Genomic DNA, 22,438 nt, shown 5'->3' with positions numbered 1-22,438 from the left:
AATCAATGATTTATAAACGAAAGATACGTCGCCTGATTGTTATAATGATAGGATTTTTTCTTATATCACTGATATCCGTAGCTACTAAACAGGAACTTGGTTTGGCGGTCTCCGTAAAACCGATATTGCCAAAGAATCAGCATAATTCAGAAGTAACTTATTATGATCTTCGAATGACACCAGATCAAGAACAAGAGTTGAAATTAGAGTTAACCAATACTTCTGATAAAGAACAAAAAGTGACTCTTGAAATAAACGATGCAACAACAAATGATGGTGGGGATATAGATTACTCTGATCGATCAAAAATCGTTTCGAGAGATAAGAGTTTGAAAGTTTCTTTAAAAGACATTGCGAGTATTGAATCGCAAATGCTGATTCCAGCTAAAAAAACGATAACAACCAAGGTTCATTTAAAAATGCCTGATAGTAAGTTTGATGGAATGATTTTAGGTGGAATCAAAGTTGTTTCATCAGAAAAAAGTCATGAAGTATCTGATTCTAAGGAAAAGCAAGAACCAAAAACATACATTGTAGCTGTGAAGTTAACTGAAACGGACACTCCGATTGTAGCAAAGTTGAATTTACTGGATATTTTGACTTCAAAAGAGTCGAGTAAAACTGTAATTCAAGCAACTATTCAAAATGATCAAGCAGTAAATGTTGAAGATATCGAGTTTATTGCTAAGGTGTACAAAAAAAATTCAGATCAATTATTTTCTCTGACAAAAGTGACTGGATATCGAATGGCTCCTAATTCTAGCTTTGTTCTCAAGCTTGAGGGAGAGAAACAGAAGTTTTCAGATGGAAAGTATCAAGTTGAGCTAGTAGCTAAATCTAAAGCAACAAATCAGGAATGGAAATGGAATAAAGAACTAGAAATAGCAGAACCTAAAAATAGAGAAGTAAGGAATTCGAAGGATGGATCTGAAAAAGACAAAATAATACTTTATATCATTATTTGTGTGACCACATTTGTTTTATTGTTATTACTATTATTGATTTTGTTGGTTTTAAGAAAACGTAAAGAGAAGCGTTACGAAGAAGCATTGAGTGACAGAAAGAAAATGCGTGACCGAAATAATAAAAACATCAAACGAAACAGAAAGCCTCAAAGGAACAAATTCGAAAGAATAAAGAAAAAAACATCTACTGAGCATAATCGCTCAAAAAAATAAAGTGTCAGTAAATGCTGGAAATAGTTTTTTTAGTTTTAAGAACAGAAAAATTTGTTAAAAATGGATCATTGAGGTATCCGCAACTTTGTAAATTTACTCTTAATTCCATTGGAAATGCTTATATCATTATCAGATCAATACCTTAGAACAGAATTAGGAGCTATATAAAAAAATATTGTCATAGATTAGAATATTAGATTTTCTATCTGCTAAAAAAAGAATATGTAAAGCGAGTTATTACTATTCTAGATAATAAACGATTATCAGTCTGTATTTTTAAATTATGAAAAATAGATATATAGTATAGAGATTTTAGGAGTTGGAGGATATGAAAAAAGTAGAAGAAAAGTCTCAAAAACAAGGAAGAAAGATAATAAAAAAATACATTCTCCATCAAAAAGTCAATCCAAGACTTTTAGGCGTAGAGTTATTCAATAAGCACATAGATACACCTCATGAAGCTTATCTATCATGTAAATTAATCTTTAAAAAAGATGTTCGCTCATTAATGGAACTTGAGAATATTACAAAAAAGATATACGAAACGTGGACTGAAAAAAATGGTGAGTTGTCTATAAAAAAGATCAATGTTTTTACATCAACTGCCTATATTGTACTAACATTTACGCTAGGTTTTTATGAGGAGATACATGTAAAACATTTACGCGAGTTCAAAGACTGTGCGAAAAAACTTATTGAGACATATGATAACTTGATCAAGAAAGAAAAAGAAGCTGAGTACAAAAGAAAAGAAGAAGAAATTTATGAAGTTTTAGAAAAATTTAGTCGGCTAACTGAGAAGATGGACGGTTTGGAAGATAGACTCACAAAAAATGAGTCCATAGTTTTAGATTCTGGTGAGTTACTGAAAACGGAACTTACCAAGGTCAGCCAAACAATCAAAGAACAACTAAGCCAAGTCGACTATGCTACAAAAGATGATCTAAATAGTTCCCAAGCTCCAAATAGCGAGCAAGAAGTTGAGAAAGTTAAGCCAAGTTTTATAAAGGCAACCCCCACAAAGAAAAAGGTTGCAAGGAAAGAAAAGCTTCAACAACGTAATTATATACTTGATCGCTCAAAAACATCATCAGAGATCAAGATAAAGAGTTGGAAATCAAGTCGCTTTCCCCAAAAAGACATAGATGAAAAAGAACCAATCAAAAAAAATGACTTGAAAGGATATGTATCTAAACTTGAGTTGGAAGTGTTAGGATGTTTCTCAGAAAGTAAAGAGTTGAATAAAAAAAGAATGGTGCCAAAAAAACAATTCTTAATTTTAAAAGCCAAAGTAGAATTTATAGATTACTTATGGATGTTGTTGGAACTAGAAGGAAAAGAAGACATTGTCATTGCTAGTAAACTGAGTTGTAGGGATTTGATTGAAGAGTTAGGACAGTTTATGGACACTGTAGAAAAGATTGCTACAGGTTCGACAATTTTTAACTATTGGGTCTATTGTTCACAAGAAGTATTAGTCAAATTAGAAGGCTATGCAGCGTTAAAAGATCTTTTAAGTAATTCCTTGAGAGTAAGTAATCATACTTTAGTAAATGAAGCATGATAATCAACCTGTTGAGTTGAAGAAGGGGTGTGGGCAAGAGACTAAAATAGTTTTAACTGTATAAGGTCTTGTTTTTTTTCTATGTATTATTATACAAATAGTATTTCTATAACAAAAAAAATCAACCGTATGCTTCCAATGTTTTTCTTTTTTTCTAAAATTTTTGAAACTAAATAAAAATAATAATAATGCATACTTAGTTAGGAAAAACGAACCTATTGTAAGATCATGGTTGTTTTTAGTTGGGAGTAAATGAAGAGAGGGATTAGATATACTGATTTTAAACAAGTAATTTTTTATTTAAGAAAAACAACACATAATAATTTAAAATTTGTAGTCATTCATTTTCTTAAATTAATAAAAATTAAACTTTAGAAAGGGTCTTAATTATGGCAAGAAGAGGAGAAAATATCTATAAAAGAAAAGATGGTCGTTGGGAAGGCCGGTACATAAAAGGGAGACAGAAGAATGGAAAGATTCATTACGGTTATATCTATGGCTACAAGTACTCAGAGGTGAAGCACCAACTTATCTTGCGGAAATATGAAAAACAGACGAGCAATAGTAAAAACCTACTCCCTTATGAAGGAAATTTGTTGGATTGGACGAATTATTGGTTGGAGACATTCGTTCGTCCGAAAGTAAAAAGTAGCACCTATGCAAGCTATAAAAATAAAATGACTGTTCATGTGTTATCAAGAATAGGTTCTATCAAACTACAAAAATTAAAACAATCAGATATCGATTTATTACTTAAAGAGATGGACGAAACATTAAAAGCAAGTTCAATTCGATCAATATTTTCGGTGTTGAAAAATTGTTTGAGTAAGGCGATAACAGTAAATTTATTGACGGAGAACCCATGCATGGGAGTAGAGTTACCAAAAACAAGAAAAAAAACAGTGCAAGCTTTGTCTATCAAGGATCAAGATAAATTAGTTAAAGAAATAAATGCGGATCAGAAGTTTTTCTCAATTATGCTCGCTTTACAAACTGGACTTAGAATTGGAGAAATTTGTGGTTTAAAATGGGAAGATATTGATTTTGAGAATAGTACACTAGGTGTGAACAGAACAGTTCTTAGAATTCAGACGGAAGACAAATCTGGAAGGAAGACTGAGATTGTTGAAGTTACACCTAAGAGTAATAACTCACAACGTAAAATCCCAATCACAAAGACTTTAAAGACAAAGTTGCTAGAGCTTCAAAAAGTATCGACTAGTGAGTATGTCATTTCAAATAAACATAAGGCTTTAGAACCTCGAACGATAGCATATCGTTTTCAAATAGTTCGTAAAAAAATTGGCTTAGAAAAGTTTTCTTTCCATTCATTAAGACATACTTTCGCAACTCGTTGCTTAGAAGCGGGAGGAAACATTGCAACAATCAGTTCATTGTTAGGGCATTCATCAACCAAGATGACACTCGATTGTTATACAAATTCTTTTTTTACTGAAGAGCGTCAATTAGTCGAAAAACTCGAATTTGTTAAGTAATAAAATCAAGTATTTTTTGCCGTGGTTAACTGCTCTATATTCTTACAATATACAGAGCAGTTTTTTAGTGAGGATTAAATTTAATGGGAAGAGGAGTAAATTTCATATAGTAACTGATCAAGATCGAAAATGTCTTTTTTTTCATTATAGTTGGTTAGGAAGAAAAAATATTTTCCTCTTTTTTTTAGATAAGAACAATCTACATTACTAATGACTAAATCATAAAGTTGGTTGGAGGCTAAAGGTCCTGCTTGGGCGAATGTGGATAACTCAATATATTTGATCCACCAGTTCATAAATTTATTTTTATATAATAGATCGCCTTCAAGGAATATCCCAACAGAAATTTTAGCTTTGATACATTCTTCATAAAAATTTATCGCATGAGCGTATTTTGTAATAAGAATAGTGTCATTTGTGTCATCTATAAAAAGTGCGGAGTATTTTTCTTTTAAGTAATCAATAAAATAATAAATCATTTCCGAGTGTACAGACTCTTCCCAGTCTGTATACTTTTGTTCCCAATAATAGTCAATATGTCCTTTGAATATCAAATGGTGGTAGCCAATAGCATTTAGATAATAATGAAGGGTTGAACTGTGAGCGTTGTTCAAACAAGTATTGGGATGATATTTGTCCATTAGACTAAAAAATTCTTTGTTTAAAGTACGAACAAACAAACCACTGTACCGTTCAATAAAATCAAGTTCTTTTAAACAATGAGAATTAGCAGGGATGATTTCTTCACCAAGCATGAAGAGAAGCAATAAGATGGTTTCATTAGGAAGCATTTTAAAGGAGTAATAAACTAAAAACGAACCAAGCGTTTTATTGACTGTTTTGAATAAGTGGGAGCTTTTAAGTGCACTTATAAATCTTTGTTGACTGCTGATATCTGATTTATTGTTGAAAAAAGGTTCTTGATCACTATAATCTGTTATGCTTTTTTGGGCATTTCTTCTTTTTAATAAACTAAAATAGACGACAAGTTTTTTTTTGGAAAAAGCGGATATGGGGTTACCTAAAATCTGTTGAATCGTATTGATTGTTTCATAAATTCTAGGATCAATATTTGGGACCTTTAATTGGTGATTAGGATCTGTGACCATATAAAGAGATACATAAAAAAAACGAACTTGTAACTCAGATCCTAGAAGAGAACCATTTTGGATGGTCAAATCAAATTCCTTTAATAAACAGTTTAATTCGTTGATTTTTCTAAAGTACGTTGAATGACTTATTCCAATTTTTTCACATAAGCGAGTGACATCAATCGTCCCACAAAGCAATAATTCTTCTAAAATTTTATATTTTGGTGAGTACATGATTAATTCATTATACAAAGTATGAAGAGAGTATTCAGGTTTGGTTTGGAAGGTGATAGTTTGCTTATTTACTTCAATGGAAAAGCAATTATTTGATTTCTGGGCTAAGGTCATCAATCCATCGATTAGCTTGAATAAAAAATAGTCTCCTATGTTTAAATGACGTAAAAGGTCTTTTTTTGTTGCAGTACCGCCAACGTTACTCAAATGTATTAACAAGTCAATTTGATAAACTTCTAACTTTTCTAGTAAGTCAAATTTTCTCATATGTAAAACTCCTTTAAATATCAGTGTGGGGAATAGCAGCTGGAGGGATAAGAGCAGATACTATTCTTGTAGTGACATTTTTATTATTATCCAACATAAGTACAGCAAATACAATCTTATTTAAATGGATTTATTTTCTGTTATTTGAGAATTCGCTGTATTTCACCTTTGCGTTTTCTTGTTCAATTTATAAAAAAAGCGGATCAACAAAATAGTTTTGCTTGATTGTCAAAAAAATGGTATTGTATCTTTGTATGTTTATGTATGATTTTCTGACTATTTTTAGAAGGGATATGTCTGTTATGTATGATCTTGGTGATATTGTAGAAATGAAGAAGCCCCATGCTTGTCAGGCAAATCGTTGGGAAATTATCCGAATGGGTGCCGATATTAAAATAAAATGTACGAACTGCGGTCATATCGTGATGATGACACGCCGTGATTTTGAAAAAAAGATGAAGAAAATTTTGGAAAAAAAACTGATAAAGGATAGTGAATGATCAATGGCATTAACAGCTGGAATCGTAGGTTTACCTAATGTAGGGAAATCTACCCTTTTTAACGCAATTACAAAAGCAGGTGCAGAGGCTGCGAATTATCCGTTTGCAACAATTGACCCAAATGTGGGAATGGTTGAAGTACCAGATGAGCGCTTGCAGCGTTTAACAGAGTTAGTGAAACCCAAAAAAACAGTACCAACTACTTTTGAGTTTACAGATATCGCAGGAATCGTCAAAGGTGCAAGTAAGGGTGAAGGGTTAGGAAACCAATTTTTAAGTCATATTCGCCAAGTAGATGCAATTTGTCATGTCGTACGTTGTTTTGATGATGATAATATTACCCACGTTGAAGGGCGTGTAGATCCGTTAGCAGATATTGATACAATTAATTTAGAATTAGTATTAGCAGACTTGGATTCTATTACAAAACGCTATGCTCGTGTGGCTAAAATCGCTAAGACGAAAGACAAAGATGCGGTAGCTGAACTAGCTGTATTAGATAAGCTTAAACCAGTTTTGGAAGAAGGATTATCTGCTAGAACAATCGAATTTACAGAAGATGAGCAAAAAATCGTTAAGAGCTTGTTCCTATTAACAGCAAAACCTATTTTATATGTAGCAAATGTATCTGAAGACGAAGTAGCTGATTCAGATAATAATCCTTACGTTCAACAAGTGCGAACTTTTGCTGCAAATGAACAAGCAGAGGTAATCGTGGTTTGTGCACGTGCAGAAGAAGAAATCGCAGAATTAGATGATGAAGATAAAGCTGAGTTTTTAGAAGCATTAGGTATCGAAGAGTCTGGCTTAGATCAATTGATTCGTGCAGCCTATGATTTATTAGGCTTAGCAACCTATTTTACTGCTGGAGAGCAAGAGGTTCGTGCGTGGACTTTCCGTAAAGGTATCAAAGCACCTCAAGCAGCAGGAATCATTCATACTGACTTTGAACGTGGATTTATTCGAGCAGAGACGGTTTCATTTGATGATTTGAATACGTATGGCAATATGCAAGCAGCGAAAGAAGCAGGCAAAGTTCGTTTGGAAGGAAAAGAATATATTGTTCAAGATGGCGACGTTATGCTTTTCCGTTTTAACGTATAAGAAAAAATTGCTAAAAAACTGTTTTTCTCCCTAAAAAATGTGTTAGAATACTTTTTAGGTAAAGACTGCCCCGTTGGTCACGGGCGAGGAGGACGTAAAAAATGGAATCAGAAGCACTTCGAGATATCGTTTCAGAAAATCGTGAACTTGAACAAAAATTGACAAAAAGAAATGAACAATACATCTTTGACTTAAAAAAATCATTAGTCGCTGCTAATCTTTCAGAAGAAGCGCAAACACTTGCTTTACATGAAATTCTACCTCATTTAGTAGAAGGTCAAAAAAGTGGGAAAACTGCGCGTCAGCTTTTCGGAACAGTGGCTGAGCGTACGGAGTCTATTTTAAATAAACCAGAAGAACTTCCAGAATCAACACCGACCTTGATGTGGCTAGATAATACCTTGTTATTATTCGGTGTAATGACGATTATGTTTTCAGTTATGATGATGTGGTCTAAAGGGAAATCACAACCATTAGGATTATTGACATTAGTGTTAGCGTCAATGGCTGGTGGATATGTATTTTATCTAATGTATAAATATGTCTACCAATATGATCGACCTGGCGTGGATAAATCAAAACGTCCTGGTTGGTTTAAAACTGGAGCAATCTTAGTTGGAGCAATGCTTTTATGGCTAGTTGTTTTTGCAGGTTCAGCAATGCTACCAGTCGCTATAAATCCTGTTTTAGATCCAGTGATCGTGATCATTATCGGTGGGGCAGCTTTAGGTATCCGTTACTTATTAAAGAAAAAATATAATATGCGCAGCAGTTTAGCGCGTTAAAAAAACAGAAGAGTCTTGCGTATTGCTATTTTTAGCGTTGTGCAAGACTCTTCTGTTTTTCAGTTCAATCTATTATATTTGAATGGAAAGGGTTCGTATTTGAAAGAATCACCGCAGCACGATACCATAGAGATTAGAGGTGAAACTTCAAATTAAATTTCAGTTATTATAATTTCAATACAAATGGAATCAAAGAAATAACTGCAGTTATCCTTGTGATTAGATAACAAAAAAATGAGAAAACACTCATGTTTTGTGGAATCGAAAGAAAATTTATGCAAACGGGGAAATGCGGTTGACTTCCCTTTTATTATCTGTTATTTTCTTATATAAAATTAAATAGAGGAGTGGTCTGAAAAATGTCTAACTGGGAAACAAAATTTGCGAAAAAAGGTCTTACATTTGATGATGTTTTATTGATTCCAGCAGAAAGTCATGTGTTACCAAATGAAGTAGATATGAGTGTACAATTGGCAAAAAATATTAAGTTGAATATTCCTCTGATCAGCGCAAGCATGGATACAGTAACGGATAGCAAAATGGCAATTTCAATGGCTCGTCAAGGTGGTTTAGGTGTTATTCATAAAAATATGAGTATCGCTCAACAAGCAGATGAGGTTCGTAAAGTAAAACGTTCCGAAAGTGGCGTAATCATCGATCCATTTTTCTTAACACCAACGAATTTAGTAGCAGATGCAGAAAATTTGATGAGCAAATATCGTATTAGTGGCGTACCGATCGTAGAAACAATGGACAATCGTAAATTAGTTGGTATCATCACGAATCGCGATATGCGTTTTGTAACAGACTATCAAATGAAAATCGACGAAGTAATGACGAAAGACAATTTAGTTACAGCCCCAGTTGGTACTTCTCTAAAAGATGCTGAAAAGATTTTACAAAAACATAAAATCGAAAAACTACCGATTGTTGATGAAAATAATCGTTTGAGTGGATTGATCACGATCAAAGATATTGAAAAAGTTATCGAATTTCCAAATGCTGCAAAAGATGAGCATGGTCGTTTACTAGCAGCAGCGGCAGTTGGCGTCACTAGTGATACATTTGAACGTGCAGAAGCGTTATTAGAAGCTGGAGTAGATGCGATCATTATTGATACTGCTCATGGCCATAGTGCAGGTGTGATTCGCAAAATCAAAGAAATTCGTGATACATTTCCAGATGCTACTTTGATTGCTGGAAATATTGCAACCGCAGAAGGAGCTAAAGCTCTTTATGATGTCGGTGTGGATGTCGTTAAAGTTGGGATCGGACCTGGTTCTATTTGTACGACTCGTGTGGTTGCAGGCGTTGGTGTGCCGCAATTAACAGCTATCTATGATGCAGCATCTGTTGCTCGTAAATATGGAAAAGCAATCATCGCTGATGGTGGAATCAAGTATTCCGGAGACATTGTTAAAGCTTTGGCAGCTGGCGGACATGCAGTTATGCTAGGTAGTATGTTAGCAGGGACAGATGAATCACCTGGTGAATTTGAAATTTATCAAGGTCGTCGCTTTAAAACGTATCGTGGAATGGGCTCGTTGGGTGCAATGGAAAAAGGATCAAGTGATCGTTATTTCCAAGGTGGAGTTAACGAAGCGAATAAATTAGTTCCAGAAGGTATTGAAGGACGTGTTGCTTATAAAGGTAGCGTATCAGATATTGTTTTCCAAATGATTGGTGGTTTAAAATCAGGTATGGGGTATGTTGGTGCGGCAAACTTAAAACAATTACGTGAAGAAGCACAGTTTATCCAAATGAGTGGCAATGGATTGAAAGAATCTCATCCTCATGATGTGCAAATTACAAAAGAAGCGCCTAATTATTCTGTAGAACAATAAATACAAAAAAACTTCCGCTATCATAACTGATAGCGGAAGTTTTTTTGTATTTATTGGACAGGACGTTCATCTTTAGAACCGTAATACATATGCAATGGCTTGGCTGTTCTACCTAATAATTCTTTAGAAGGTAAAATTTCATAACCATTGTTACGTAAGTGGTCGATCACAGTTGATACAGAATCGACTGTTTCTGGATGGATATCATGCATCAATACGATTGTGTCATTGTATGCAGTATCATCGATCCGTTTGATGATTGCTTGGGCGTTGTGACTTTGCCAATCTTGGGAATCTACAGACCATTGAATGATTGGTTTCCCAATGATTGCTGCTACATCTTTGTTTACAGCGCCATACGGTGGTCTGAAATCAGTCGGAATCTTGCCAATTGCATGATAGATGGCTTTGTCTGTATTTTGAACTTCATCTTTCACTCTTTGAGCATCTACTCCAGTTAGTTGTGGATGTGAATAAGAATGGCTAGCTACTTCATGACCTTCTTCTGCCACTCGTTTAACAATGGCTTCGTTTTTTACAACATTTTGGCCCAGCATAAAGAATGTCGCTTTGACCCCTTTTTCTTTTAGAATATCCAGAAGTCGTGGTGTTGTTTCAGGATTTGGACCATCATCAAAAGTCAACGAAATATATTTTTTATTGGGATCTAAAGGTGCAGGTAGAGCATCTTTGATAGAAGACAAATCAACAAATTCTGGATTCACATAACCGGCAATATCCTTATAAGACAACGTGATTTCATTCTTACCAGTCGAATTGTCAGGCAGACCTAATTTGATTTTATCAGGATAATAGGTAAAGGCAGTTTTATCTAAAGAAAAACTTGGCAAATTTAGGACACTATCAATAATAGTATTACCATCAGAATTTTCATCAAGTAACTGCTGTTGAACAACTTGCTGGACAGCCAACATGTTGGCGTCATTCAAGAAAATATCTTGGAGTGTCAACGGCTGGTTTGTTTTTTGATTGACAAAGGCTGTATTTTTACCTAGTTCAGTTTTTTCAGACCAATCACCTTTTTCTTGCTCCCATGTATAAGTGTCAATAGCTGGGAGATAACCTACCACTTGTTCGCTGATTTTGTTCTTTTTCATGTGCCCAACAATTTTTATTGGAACCTCTTTAGGACTATTTTTTTGAGCAGTTTCTATTAAGGTTGATAATTCAGTTTTTATTGCTTGTAATTGAGGGATAACGTCAGTAGCAATAGGTTCATAGATTAATGTTTGGACGTTTCCATCTGTTTTTTCTTGTTCAGAACTTTCAAGTTCTTCTAATTTTTGAGCTTTTCTGATTTTTTCTAGTAACGTTAGTTCTTTTTGCTTATACTGGCGTTCATCTTCAACTTCATTTAGTTTCTCTTGCTTATGCTGCATGGCATAGGTTGCATAGACACCACCGCAGATGAAAATAAGTGAAATACTTATTATAGATACAAAAGCGATCTTTTTTGAAAAAATGTGATTATTTCTTTCGCGTCGGCTATTTCGCGTTCCTCGTGGGTGATTTTTTCTGTCCATAACGTTTGATCCCTCTAATTTATAAATTTGACTGCGTACAGTAATTTAAATGTATCATGCTTGATTTACACTTTCAACAAACATAGGGGCAAATTAGCGATTCTTTTTATTTATTTAATTAATTTCAAATTACCCATATAAGGAACTAAAACTTCTGGAATAGTTACTGAACCATCTTCGTTTTGATAATTTTCTAAAATGGCAGCAACAGTTCGTCCAACCGCTAGGCCTGATCCATTTAAAGTATGAGCATATTGAACTTTATCATTTTCATCGCGGTAACGAATCATAGCGCGGCGTGCTTGGAAATCTTCGCAGTTTGAACAAGAGCTAATTTCACGGTAAGCATTTTGTGCTGGGATCCAGACTTCTAAGTCATAAGTTTTGGCAGCAGAGAACCCCATATCGCCTGTAGCTAGTGACATGACACGATAAGGAAGGTTCAATTTTTGTAGAATGTCTTCAGCATTAGCAGTCATTTTTTCTAACTCTTCATAAGAATGTTCTGCATCGCTGAATTTCACCATTTCTACTTTATTGAATTGATGCAGGCGAATCAAACCTCGAGTATCACGTCCAGCACTTCCAGCTTCAGAACGGAAAGATGGGCTAAGAGCAGTAAAATAGATAGGTAAATCTTTGCCATCTAAAATTTCATTATTATAGTAGTTTGTCAAAGGGACCTCAGCAGTTGGAATCAAGGTCATATCAGTTCCTTCTAATTGAAAAACATCTTCTTTGAATTTAGGAAATTGACCAGTACCAAACATAGAATTACTGTTTACGATATAAGGTGTCATCATTTCAGTATAACCATGGTCATAAACATGCATATCCAACATGAAATTATATAATGCGCGTTCCAATCTAGCACCTAGGCCTTTGTAATAAACAAAACGACTGCCTGAAACTTTTGCTCCACGTTCAAAATCAAGAATATCTAGGTTTTCAGCTACATCCCAATGCGGTTTCGGTTCGAAGGCGAAATTTCTAGGTTCACTCCAACGGCGCACTTCAACATTATCATCTTCATCTGCTCCTACAGGAACTGAGCTATGAGGTAAATTAGGTAAGGTTGTAGAAATTTCTTGAAGCTTCGCATCGATTTCTTCGATTTCAGTATCAAGAGCTTTGATATTCCCGCCAACCTCTTTCATTTCAGCTATCTTTGCAGTGCCATCTTCTTTGTTTCTTTTTAATTGCGCGATTTCAGCAGATACATCATTACGATACTTTTTTAGCTCTTCTGATTTAACTAATAAGTTACGTCGGCTTTCGTCTAGGCGTAAAAACTCTACTAATATTTCTTCCTTTACACCACGTGTTTTTAACTTTGCTTGAACTTCATTGAAATTTTGACGAATCATTTTTACATCTAACATAACTACTCCTCCTTAAATTTAAAAGCGTAATGGGTTTGTTCGCTCTGAATGAAGAATTGACGGTGGTCAAATTCACTGTTTATTTTTCGGATAACAACACCTAAGTGGTACTATCAATCAGAAAAGAGCATAATACTAGCCCATATAGCTAGATAACATGGTAGTAAAATAAAAAAAGTCACTTCATCCCTAGAAATAAATTCTTGGGACGAAATGACTTGAATTTCGCGGTACCACCCAAGTTCAGCTGAATGCTGCCCTTGTATTGTAGATAACGGCTACAACCGGTCTGACTTATCTCGCCAAACGCATATAATAGAGACGGACTTCTTTATAGTAGAATATTTGCTCTCACCACCGCAAACTCTCTTTGATTCAAAGCTATAAATACTTTTTCTCTTTGCTTGTCATTAGGATACAAAACTTTTGTTTAGATGTCAACCTTAGTAAATCAATTTCTTTTTAACGGTAAATGAATAATAAACGATGTCCAACGATTATCAGAAGTCGCATAGATGTATCCGCCATGTAAAGCTATGATACTTTGTGCAATAGCTAAACCAAGCCCAGTTCCACCTGTTTCTTGTGAGCGAGATTCTTCCACACGGTAAAAACGATCGAATAATTGATCCAAAGATTTTTTAGGAATCGGTGGACCATCATTTCTAACGGCGATTACAGCCTCTGTACCAACTTTTTCTACATCAATAACGATATTTTTGCCACCTTTACCGTATTTAAGGGCATTAGATAAAAGATTATTGAAGACACGAACTAACTTTTCAGTATCGCCATCCATTTTTATTGATGGTGGGTTAGCATTTACTTGAATGATCATGCCGTTTTTGTCTGCTTCAAGCTCGAAGTCAGCAGCAAGTTGTTCAATCAATTGTGCCATATCAAAACTGATTGAATTAATAGGAACAGAAGGTTGACGAACTTTCGTATACTCAAAAAGGTCATCAACGAGTAGTTTCATCTGCTTCGCTTTTACGTATGCTGTATGCGTATATTTTAGCAAATCCTCTTCATTGTGAAATTGTCGATCCTCAATTAAACCTAAGTAACCTATAATAGAAGTTAAAGGTGTTCGGATATCATGACTCACGTTTGTGATCAACTCGTCTTTTGATTTTTCTATTTTACGCTCGTCTTCAATCGCTGCAACTGTACTGTCAACTAAACCATTGATACTGGTGACTACTTTTGCTAGATCACCGCTTAACTCAAAGGGAATACGATGATCATAATTACCATCAGCTATATAATGTAACTCACTGATAATATGTCTCAATTGCATTTGACGATAGCGACGAATCAAACGCCAATACAGAACAGCAACGTCGACTATAAAGAATATCGGGATAACAAATTTGCTCAAGCTCCAAAATAAATCGGTGTTTAGTTCTGTCGCAAAAGCACCTTTCGTTGCCCAGATGATTCCTTGCAATGTTTGGTTCCCGCTAAGGATGACCGTAATTGAGACATTTAATAGAAGCAATAGAATAATCGTGACGATTCCTTCAGCAAGTAATTCACTGATTTCCTTAGATGTTAAGGTGATTCGTTTTTGCTTTTCAATTTTCTTTTGTCTAACGAGCATCGATCTTATATCCAACTCCCCAAACTGTTTGAATGACTTTTTCTCCACCGGTTGCTTCTTCTATCTTATCTCTCAAGTGGCTGACGTGAACCATAACTGTTTTTGCAGAAACAATACTTTCCTGCTGCCATACGCGTTCAAAAATTTCATCAGCACTAAAGACACGATTAGGGTGACTAGCTAATAGATACAAAATGCCAAACTCTAATGCAGTTAATTGAATTTCTTTTCCATCAACAGTTTTTACTTCGTGAGAATCTTTGTTGATGATCAAAGAGCCAATTTCAAGCACATCAGGTTCATCTGCTTTAAGCTGCATTTGACTGCGCCTTAAAATAGATTTAACACGGGCCATAACTTCTAATGGATTAAATGGTTTTGTAACATAATCATCGGCTCCGGCTACAAGACCTTTGATTTTATCCATATCCGTTGTTTTGGCAGTCAACATAATAATCGGGATTTGGGACTCTTTTCTCAATTCCTTTACTACCTGCATACCATCCATGATGGGCATCATGATATCTAGAATAAGTAAATCTATATCTGAAATTGTTCGAATCTTAGATAAAGCCTCTTTTCCATCATATGCTTTAACCACTTCGTACCCCTCGTTGTGAATATAAATACTCAATAGTTCTACGATTTCTTTATCATCATCAGCAACTAAAATTTTCATATCGTTCATTTCCTCCATATATATAGTAGAATACTTCTCCCTTATTCTAACAAAAAAATAGAAAAAAGGACAAAATCAAAGAGAAGTTACGGTAAATTTAGAATATGTTACCAAAAATTAAGAAATAGCTCGAAAAAGCCACATTTTTTAGTTAAAAACGAACAATAAAGAACAAAAGTAATAAAACAATCGGTAACGAAAAAAAGTTCGAAAAAAGTGCAAATTTTAGTTGACCTAAGCCCAGAAACTTGGTATATTATATCTTGTCGCAAGGCACTGATGTAATATGCTGAGCGAAAGGAATAACATAACATTCCTAGTTCGAAAAAAACTTTTCAAATCAGTGAAATAGTTATTGACAAATAACAAACTTCTTGATAAGATAGTGAAGTTGCTGCGAAAAGCAACAACAACGGACGAAAATAAAATAACGTTTCAAGTTCTAAAAAAACTTGAAAAACTAGGAAGAAAGTTGTTGACAAATAACAATCAACCTGGTAAACTAATGAAGTTGTCGCAAAACATTCGATAACATCAAGCAGAAAAAAACTTTGAAACTTTTTTTAAAAAAGTGTTGACATCAAATCGAAGATTTGATATGATATAAAAGTTGCTGCGAGGTAACACAGTAGACCTTTGAAAACTGAACAAAGTAAGACGAACCAAATGTGTAGGTTGTTTTTACAACGGTAAAAACAAACAACAATTTTTAACAAAGCGAAGCAATATGCTAGCAAACAAATGAGCTTAACAATTTTCGGATTGTGTTCAACTTTTATTATGAGAGTTTGATCCTGGCTCAGGACGAACGCTGGCGGCGTGCCTAATACATGCAAGTCGAACGCTTCTTTTCTACCGAGTGCTTGCACTCATTTGAAAAGAGGAGTGGCGGACGGGTGAGTAACACGTGGGTAACCTACCCATCAGAGGGGGATAACACTTGGAAACAGGTGCTAATACCGCATAACAGTCGACACCGCATGGTGTTGATTTGAAAGACGCTTTCGGGTGTCACTGATGGATGGACCCGCGGTGCATTAGCTAGTTGGTGAGGTAACGGCTCACCAAGGCCATGATGCATAGCCGACCTGAGAGGGTGATCGGCCACACTGGGACTGAGACACGGCCCAGACTCCTACGGGAGGCAGCAGTAGGGAATCTTCGGCAATGGACGAAAGTCTGACCGAGCAACGCCGCGTGAGTGAAGAAGGTTTTCGGATCGTAAAACTCTGTTGTTAGAGAAGAACAAGTAGGAGAGTAACTGCTCTTACCTTGACGGTATCTAACCAGAAAGCCACGGCTAACTACGTGCCAGCAGCCGCGGTAATACGTAGGTGGCAAGCGTTGTCCGGATTTATTGGGCGTAAAGCGAGCGCAGGCGGTTTCTTAAGTCTGATGTGAAAGCCCCCGGCTCAACCGGGGAGGGTCATTGGAAACTGGGAGACTTGAGTGCAGAAGAGGAGAGTGGAATTCCATGTGTAGCGGTGAAATGCGTAGATATATGGAGGAACACCAGTGGCGAAGGCGACTCTCTGGTCTGTAACTGACGCTGAGGCTCGAAAGCGTGGGGAGCAAACAGGATTAGATACCCTGGTAGTCCACGCCGTAAACGATGAGTGCTAAGTGTTGGAGGGTTTCCGCCCTTCAGTGCTGCAGCTAACGCATTAAGCACTCCGCCTGGGGAGTACGACCGCAAGGTTGAAACTCAAAGGAATTGACGGGGGCCCGCACAAGCGGTGGAGCATGTGGTTTAATTCGAAGCAACGCGAAGAACCTTACCAGGTCTTGACATCCTTTGACCACTCTAGAGATAGAGCTTCCCCTTCGGGGGCAAAGTGACAGGTGGTGCATGGTTGTCGTCAGCTCGTGTCGTGAGATGTTGGGTTAAGTCCCGCAACGAGCGCAACCCTTATTGTTAGTTGCCATCATTCAGTTGGGCACTCTAGCGAGACTGCCGGTGACAAACCGGAGGAAGGTGGGGATGACGTCAAATCATCATGCCCCTTATGACCTGGGCTACACACGTGCTACAATGGGAAGTACAACGAGTCGCTAGGCCGCGAGGTCATGCAAATCTCTTAAAGCTTCTCTCAGTTCGGATTGTAGGCTGCAACTCGCCTACATGAAGCCGGAATCGCTAGTAATCGCGGATCAGCACGCCGCGGTGAATACGTTCCCGGGCCTTGTACACACCGCCCGTCACACCACGAAAGTTTGTAACACCCGAAGTCGGTGAGGTAACCCTTGTGGAGCCAGCCGCCTAAGGTGGGATAGATGATTGGGGTGAAGTCGTAACAAGGTAGCCGTATCGGAAGGTGCGGCTGGATCACCTCCTTTCTAAGGAATATTACGGAAACTTACACATTCGTCGATACTTTGTTCAGTTTTGAGAGGTTTACTCTTATAAATAGAAAAGATCATTTGATTTTTTTCTTATTATATGTTTCTCTCAAACGAATTGTTCATTGAAAACTGGATATTGAAGTAAAAAAAGTAATCAAAACAAACCGAGAACACCGCGTTGAAGAGTTAATTAACTGTTCGAAGCTTATTTTATTGGTGACGCCTCTATCGCTAGAGAAACGAACCAAACAAACTGACCGTAAGGTCATAAGGTTAAGTGAATAAGGGCGCACGGTGGATGCCTTGGCATTAGGAGCCGATGAAGGACGGGACTAACACCGATATGCTTTGGGGAGCTGTAAGTGAGCTATGATCCAGAGATTTCCGAATGGGGAAACCCAACATCTTTTATAGGATGTTACTATTCAGTGAATACATAGCTGGATAGAGGTAGACGCAGAGAACTGAAACATCTTAGTACCTGCAGGAAGAGAAAGAAAATTCGATTCCCTGAGTAGCGGCGAGCGAAACGGGAAGAGCCCAAACCAACAAGCTTGCTTGTTGGGGTTGTAGGACTCCGTTGTGGTAGTCTGTCAAGATAGTCGAAGAACCTGGAAAGGTTCGCCAAAGTGGGTAATAGCCCCGTAGACGAAATGTTGGCAACACCTAGGAGGATCCTGAGTACGGCGGAACACGAGAAATTCCGTCGGAATCCGCGGGGACCATCCCGCAAGGCTAAATACTCCCTAATGACCGATAGTGAACCAGTACCGTGAGGGAAAGGTGAAAAGCACCCCGGAAGGGGAGTGAAATAGATCCTGAAACCGTGTGCCTACAACAAGTCAAAGCCCGTTAATGGGTAATGGCGTGCCTTTTGTAGAATGAACCGGCGAGTTACGATTGCATGCGAGGTTAAGGTGAAGAGCCGGAGCCGCAGCGAAAGCGAGTCTGAATAGGGCGAATGAGTATGTAGTCGTAGACCCGAAACCATGTGATCTACCCATGGCCAGGTTGAAGGTGTGGTAAAACGCACTGGAGGACCGAACCCACGTACGTTGAAAAGTGCGGGGATGAGCTGTGGGTAGCGGAGAAATTCCAAACGAACTTGGAGATAGCTGGTTCTCTCCGAAATAGCTTTAGGGCTAGCGTCGAAGTTAAGAATGATGGAGGTAGAGCACTGTTTGGACTAGGGGCCCATCTCGGGTTACCGAATTCAGATAAACTCCGAATGCCATTCATTCATATTCGGCAGTCAGACTGCGAGTGATAAGATCCGTAGTCGAAAGGGAAACAGCCCAGACCACCAGCTAAGGTCCCAAAATATATGTTAAGTGGAAAAGGATGTGGGGTTGCACAGACAACTAGGATGTTGGCTCAGAAGCAGCCATCATTTAAAGAGTGCGTAATAGCTCACTAGTCGAGTGACCCTGCGCCGAAAATGTACCGGGGCTAAACATATTACCGAAGCTGTGGATCACACCTCTGGTGTGATGGTAGGAGAGCGTTCTAAGGGCGTTGAAGGTCGATCGTGAGGACGGCTGGAGCGCTTAGAAGTGAGAATGCCGGTATGAGTAGCGAAAGACGGGTGAGAATCCCGTCCACCGTATGACTAAGGTTTCCTGGGGAAGGCTCGTCCGCCCAGGGTTAGTCGGGACCTAAGCCGAGGCCGATAGGCGTAGGCGATGGACAACAGGTTGATATTCCTGTACCAGTTGTTTTTGTTTGAGCAATGGAGGGACGCAGGAGGCTAAGGAATGCATGCGACTGGAAGTGCATGTCCAAGCAGTAAGTCTTGAGTAGAGTCAAATGCTTTACTCTATACGGACAAGCTGTGATGGGGAGGGAAATAATAGTACCGAAGTTCCTGATGTCACACTGTCAAGAAAAGCTTCTAGTGAGAAAACAACTGCCCGTACCGTAAACCGACACAGGTAGTCGAGGAGAGTATCCTAAGGTGAGCGAGCGAACTCTCGTTAAGGAACTCGGCAAAATGACCCCGTAACTTCGGGAGAAGGGGTGCTGACTTCGGTCAGCCGCAGTGAATAGGCCCAAGCGACTGTTTATCAAAAACACAGGTCTCTGCAAAATCGAAAGATGAAGTATAGGGGCTGACGCCTGCCCGGTGCTGGAAGGTTAAGAGGATGGGTTAGCTTCGGCGAAGCTCAGAATTGAAGCCCCAGTAAACGGCGGCCGTAACTATAACGGTCCTAAGGTAGCGAAATTCCTTGTCGGGTAAGTTCCGACCCGCACGAAAGGCGTAACGATTTGGGCACTGTCTCAACGAGAGACTCGGTGAAATTTTAGTACCTGTGAAGATGCAGGTTACCCGCGACAGGACGGAAAGACCCCATGGAGCTTTACTGTAGCTTGATATTGAGTGTTTGTACCACATGTACAGGATAGGTAGGAGCCGATGAACCCGGAACGCTAGTTTCGGTGGAGGCGCTGGTGGGATACTACCCTTGTGTTATGAACCCTCTAACCCGCACCACTTATCGTGGTGGGAGACAGTGTCAGGTGGGCAGTTTGACTGGGGCGGTCGCCTCCTAAAGAGTAACGGAGGCGCCCAAAGGTTCCCTCAGAATGGTTGGAAATCATTCGCAGAGTGTAAAGGCAGAAGGGAGCTTGACTGCGAGACTTACAAGTCGAGCAGGGACGAAAGTCGGGCTTAGTGATCCGGTGGTTCCGCATGGAAGGGCCATCGCTCAACGGATAAAAGCTACCCTGGGGATAACAGGCTTATCTCCCCCAAGAGTCCACATCGACGGGGAGGTTTGGCACCTCGATGTCGGCTCGTCGCATCCTGGGGCTGTAGTCGGTCCCAAGGGTTGGGCTGTTCGCCCATTAAAGCGGCACGCGAGCTGGGTTCAGAACGTCGTGAGACAGTTCGGTCCCTATCCGTCGCGGGCGTTGGAAATTTGAGAGGAGCTGTCCTTAGTACGAGAGGACCGGGATGGACTTACCGCTGGTGTACCAGTTGTTCTGCCAAGGGCATTGCTGGGTAGCTATGTAGGGAAGGGATAAACGCTGAAAGCATCTAAGTGTGAAGCCCACCTCAAGATGAGATTTCCCATTTCTTTAAGAAAGTAAGACCCCTCAGAGATGATGAGGTAGATAGGTTGGAAGTGGAAGTGCAGTGATGTACGGAGCGGACCAATACTAATCGGTCGAGGACTTAACCAAAGAAACGAAATAAAAAAGTTTTTCGGACTGTTTGATTACCTTACTTCAATCCAGTTTTGAGTGAATAATCACTCAATTGAATAGCAACAACACCCAGTGTGGTGGCGATAGCGAGAAGGATACACCTGTTCCCATGCCGAACACAGAAGTTAAGCTTCTTAGCGCCGATTGTAGTGAAGGGTTTCCCTTTGTGAGAGTAGGACGTCGCCACGCTAAAGTGTTGTCTTGGAGGTTTAGCTCAGCTGGGAGAGCACCTGCCTTACAAGCAGGGGGTCGGCGGTTCGATCCCGTCAACCTCCATTTTTTGAGCCGTTAGCTCAGTTGGTAGAGCATCTGACTTTTAATCAGAGGGTCGCAGGTTCGAGCCCTGCACGGCTCATAGGAATATTTTGCGGGTGTGGCGGAATTGGCAGACGCACTAGATTTAGGATCTAGCGCCTTACGGCGTGGGGGTTCAAGTCCCTTCACCCGCATTTTTAGTCTCGTTTTCAAAACTAGGCGATGATAACGCCGGCTTAGCTCAGTTGGTAGAGCATCTGATTTGTAATCAGAGGGTCGAGGGTTCAAATCCTTTAGCCGGCATCCAGACTGCGGAAATAGCTCAGTGGTAGAGCACCACCTTGCCAAGGTGGGGGTCGCGGGTTCGAACCCCGTTTTCCGCTTAGCTTGTTCTTTCGCCGGGGTGGCGGAACTGGCAGACGCACAGGACTTAAAATCCTGCGGTGAGTGATCACCGTACCGGTTCGATTCCGGTCCTCGGCATAGAAATGTAGCACCCATAGCTCAACTGGATAGAGTGCTTGACTACGAATCAAGAGGTTAGGGGTTCGACTCCCTTTGGGTGCATAGTTGAAATGGTTGACTGCGATTTAGAAGGTAGTGAGTATTAGTTCCTTTTAAACGTTTAGTCTTTTTTTATTATTATAGCTACGGGAAGTAGCTCAGCTTGGTAGAGCACTTGGTTTGGGACCAAGGGGTCGCAGGTTCGAATCCTGTCTTCCCGATTTAAAGAACAGAGTAGTTTCTCTGTTCTTTTTTTTGCTTAATTTAATAATTAAATGTTATGCGCTATTAATTTTTTCTTATCAAATTAGGCATTCTCCTTTATTAAACGATTGAAGTTATGTATAATTAAGGTCAGTATTAGTCAAGGGAAAAGGATGAGTGTGATGAGTAATCAAAATACTTCGGATTTAATAGAAGCATATTTAAAAAAGATTCTTGAAGAAAGCAGTAAAATTGAGATTCGTAGAGCTGAAATGGCTCATTTATTCAATTGTGTTCCCTCCCAGATTAATTATGTGATTAACACACGTTTTACGATTCAACGAGGCTATTCTGTTGAGAGTAAACGTGGCGGCGGCGGTTATATTAGAATCGCGAAAGTCCAAATTTCTGACAGTGATCAATTATTAAAACAAATAGCTCAGTTTACGGGTAATGGACTTTCAGAAAAAGATGCACTGATTTTTGTACAAAAGTTGTACGAAGAAGAAGTGATTACCAAAAGAGAAGGAAATCTGATGTTATCTGTACTTGGGAAACAAGTTTTAGGTAAAGCAGGATCAAATGAAGATTATTTACGTGCTCAATTGATGCATTCATTTTTAGAACGTTTGAGTTACGAGGAGGAATGATACT

The 22,438-nt window shown here is 38.5% G+C and carries 13 protein-coding genes, 8 tRNA genes, 3 rRNA genes and 1 other annotated feature; of the genes, 19 read left to right on the top strand and 5 right to left on the bottom strand.

Translation table 11 applies throughout. The features are described from left to right. The first annotated feature begins 5 nt into the window (after positions 1-5). From AC4BB5_RS17770 to AC4BB5_RS17760, 3 genes are all read left to right on the top strand, one after another. Positions 6-1,178, top strand: coding sequence for a DUF916 domain-containing protein (locus AC4BB5_RS17770; protein ID WP_490457368.1), 1,173 nt, complete (start codon positions 6-8; stop codon positions 1,176-1,178). Between the two features lie 328 nt (positions 1,179-1,506). Beyond that, positions 1,507-2,742 (top strand): hypothetical protein, encoded by a 1,236-nt coding sequence (locus AC4BB5_RS17765; protein ID WP_490457367.1) that lies wholly within the window; start codon positions 1,507-1,509, stop codon positions 2,740-2,742. Positions 2,743-3,131: 389 nt separating this feature from the next. Further along, on the top strand, positions 3,132-4,238 hold the full coding sequence (locus tag AC4BB5_RS17760; protein WP_490457366.1) for a tyrosine-type recombinase/integrase: 1,107 nt from the start codon (positions 3,132-3,134) through the stop codon (positions 4,236-4,238). A gap of 80 nt (positions 4,239-4,318) precedes the next feature. Here the strand turns inward: AC4BB5_RS17760 and AC4BB5_RS17755 are convergent, their stop codons facing one another. Continuing rightward, on the bottom strand, positions 4,319-5,830 hold the full coding sequence (locus AC4BB5_RS17755) for a helix-turn-helix domain-containing protein (RefSeq protein ID WP_490457365.1): 1,512 nt from the start codon (positions 5,828-5,830) through the stop codon (positions 4,319-4,321). Positions 5,831-6,132: 302 nt separating this feature from the next. Between AC4BB5_RS17755 and AC4BB5_RS17750 the strand changes: the two genes are divergently transcribed. From AC4BB5_RS17750 to guaB, 4 genes are all read left to right on the top strand, one after another. Next, a complete protein-coding gene (locus AC4BB5_RS17750) occupies positions 6,133-6,330 on the top strand; it encodes a DUF951 domain-containing protein (RefSeq protein ID WP_025870734.1) in 198 nt (65 codons plus the stop codon). Between the two features lie 3 nt (positions 6,331-6,333). Next, positions 6,334-7,434, top strand: coding sequence for a redox-regulated ATPase YchF (gene ychF, locus AC4BB5_RS17745; RefSeq protein WP_490457364.1), 1,101 nt, complete (start codon positions 6,334-6,336; stop codon positions 7,432-7,434). Between the two features lie 101 nt (positions 7,435-7,535). Continuing rightward, on the top strand, positions 7,536-8,219 hold the full coding sequence (locus tag AC4BB5_RS17740) for a DUF1129 domain-containing protein (protein WP_490457363.1): 684 nt from the start codon (positions 7,536-7,538) through the stop codon (positions 8,217-8,219). 359 nt (positions 8,220-8,578) lie between these two features. Continuing rightward, positions 8,579-10,063, top strand: a complete 1,485-nt coding sequence (gene guaB / locus AC4BB5_RS17735) for an IMP dehydrogenase (RefSeq protein ID WP_490457362.1) — start codon at positions 8,579-8,581, stop codon at positions 10,061-10,063. A gap of 50 nt (positions 10,064-10,113) precedes the next feature. Here the strand turns inward: guaB and AC4BB5_RS17730 are convergent, their stop codons facing one another. The 4 genes from AC4BB5_RS17730 to croR all read right to left on the bottom strand — a co-directional run bounded on the left by AC4BB5_RS17730 (position 10,114) and on the right by croR (position 15,271). Next, positions 10,114-11,607 (bottom strand): polysaccharide deacetylase family protein, encoded by a 1,494-nt coding sequence (locus tag AC4BB5_RS17730; protein WP_490457361.1) that lies wholly within the window; start codon positions 11,605-11,607, stop codon positions 10,114-10,116. A 110-nt stretch (positions 11,608-11,717) separates the two neighbouring features. Next, a complete protein-coding gene (gene serS, locus AC4BB5_RS17725) occupies positions 11,718-12,989 on the bottom strand; it encodes a serine--tRNA ligase (RefSeq protein WP_490457360.1) in 1,272 nt (423 codons plus the stop codon). A 201-nt stretch (positions 12,990-13,190) separates the two neighbouring features. Beyond that, positions 13,191-13,402, bottom strand: a binding site (T-box leader). A 38-nt stretch (positions 13,403-13,440) separates the two neighbouring features. Next, positions 13,441-14,592, bottom strand: coding sequence for a sensor histidine kinase CroS (gene croS, locus AC4BB5_RS17720; protein WP_490459095.1), 1,152 nt, complete (start codon positions 14,590-14,592; stop codon positions 13,441-13,443). Continuing rightward, a complete protein-coding gene (gene croR, locus AC4BB5_RS17715; protein ID WP_010766703.1) occupies positions 14,582-15,271 on the bottom strand; it encodes a response regulator transcription factor CroR in 690 nt (229 codons plus the stop codon). The genes croS and croR overlap by 11 nt, the downstream gene beginning before the upstream one ends. A 776-nt stretch (positions 15,272-16,047) precedes the next feature. Between croR and AC4BB5_RS17710 the strand changes: the two genes are divergently transcribed. From AC4BB5_RS17710 to AC4BB5_RS17655, 12 genes are all read left to right on the top strand, one after another. After that, positions 16,048-17,608: ribosomal RNA gene (locus tag AC4BB5_RS17710) — 16S ribosomal RNA — on the top strand. A 277-nt stretch (positions 17,609-17,885) separates the two neighbouring features. Beyond that, a 23S ribosomal RNA gene (locus tag AC4BB5_RS17705) occupies positions 17,886-20,797 on the top strand. 97 nt (positions 20,798-20,894) lie between these two features. Then, positions 20,895-21,010, top strand: a 5S ribosomal RNA gene (gene rrf, locus AC4BB5_RS17700). Together the 16S, 23S and 5S rRNA genes with 8 tRNA genes alongside form the textbook arrangement of a ribosomal RNA operon. A 14-nt stretch (positions 21,011-21,024) precedes the next feature. Continuing rightward, positions 21,025-21,097 (top strand) — tRNA-Val (locus AC4BB5_RS17695). A gap of 6 nt (positions 21,098-21,103) precedes the next feature. After that, positions 21,104-21,176: transfer RNA gene (locus AC4BB5_RS17690), tRNA-Lys, on the top strand. Positions 21,177-21,188: 12 nt separating this feature from the next. Further along, positions 21,189-21,270, top strand: a tRNA-Leu gene (locus AC4BB5_RS17685). Between the two features lie 36 nt (positions 21,271-21,306). Continuing rightward, a tRNA-Thr gene (locus tag AC4BB5_RS17680) sits at positions 21,307-21,379 on the top strand. 8 nt (positions 21,380-21,387) lie between these two features. After that, positions 21,388-21,459 (top strand) — tRNA-Gly (locus AC4BB5_RS17675). A 14-nt stretch (positions 21,460-21,473) separates the two neighbouring features. Further along, positions 21,474-21,559 (top strand) — tRNA-Leu (locus tag AC4BB5_RS17670). A 10-nt stretch (positions 21,560-21,569) separates the two neighbouring features. Then, a tRNA-Arg gene (locus AC4BB5_RS17665) sits at positions 21,570-21,643 on the top strand. 84 nt (positions 21,644-21,727) lie between these two features. Continuing rightward, positions 21,728-21,801 (top strand) — tRNA-Pro (locus AC4BB5_RS17660). A gap of 165 nt (positions 21,802-21,966) precedes the next feature. Then, positions 21,967-22,434 (top strand): CtsR family transcriptional regulator, encoded by a 468-nt coding sequence (locus tag AC4BB5_RS17655; protein ID WP_490457359.1) that lies wholly within the window; start codon positions 21,967-21,969, stop codon positions 22,432-22,434. Positions 22,435-22,438 lie beyond the last annotated feature (4 nt).

Source organism: Enterococcus sp. AMC1252 (assembly GCF_058216515.1).
This window is presented reverse-complemented; position numbering and strand designations above follow the sequence as displayed.